This is a genomic window from Pseudoalteromonas sp. APC 3691 (assembly GCF_030408135.1).
Taxonomy (GTDB): Bacteria; Pseudomonadota; Gammaproteobacteria; order Enterobacterales; family Alteromonadaceae; genus Pseudoalteromonas.
The window spans coordinates 1-659 of the sequence record NZ_JASDCB010000160.1; the positions used below are offsets into that span (position 1 = coordinate 1).

The 659-nt window shown below is 37.2% G+C and carries 1 protein-coding gene and 1 pseudogene; both read left to right on the forward strand.

Annotation, left to right across the window (positions count from 1 at the left end; translation table 11 throughout):
• Positions 1–183: pseudogene (locus QL998_RS20735) on the forward strand (ISAs1 family transposase); the annotation flags it as partial.
• A gap of 112 nt (positions 184–295) precedes the next feature.
• Entirely contained in the window at positions 296–490 is a 195-nt protein-coding gene (locus QL998_RS20740) for a (2Fe-2S)-binding protein (RefSeq protein WP_002960627.1), read from the forward strand.
• Positions 491–659 lie beyond the last annotated feature (169 nt).

Sequence of the window (659 nt, forward strand, 5' to 3'; positions counted from 1 at the left end):
GATGAATCGAGAATACGCAAACTTCAAGGGCCATTAATGTTTAATGTAATGCGAAAGATAGCCATGGCGCTTTTTAAACAAGATGCATCTAAGTCAGCAAGTATGGCGAGGAAAAAGAAAATGGCAGGGCTAGACGATGATTACCGCTCAACCCTGCTAGAGTCTGGGATTAAAATGCGCTAGCCGTGCCATATTCTAATAAATAATTTATATTTATTAGTGAGGAAGCTATTGATAACAATTGTCGTTTAGATTAGTATGCACCTATTGAATGTAATTAACACGGTTTGTATTGATGTATATTTGTCTTTGTCACGGTGTGACTGATAAAAAAATTGAGCAAACAATTGACGATGGTGCAACGACCATGCGTGAATTAACCAAAGAGCTTAAAGTAGGCAGCCAATGCGGTAAGTGTTGTGGTTGTACTAAAAAGATCCTTAATCGCAGACTTATTCAAATTGCGGATGTAACGGATCAAGTTGCTTAATTACATATAAAATTTAGATATAAAAAAAGCAGCTTTTTAGCTGCTTCAGACTGTTGAAAAAGGGCTAGACACAGATCGAGCCCTTTGATCTAATAAGCAGAGTGAATTTGGAGAGTTCATTATGCTTAGAGATAAAACCCCGCAACAACATGAATTAGAAATGGTCGCA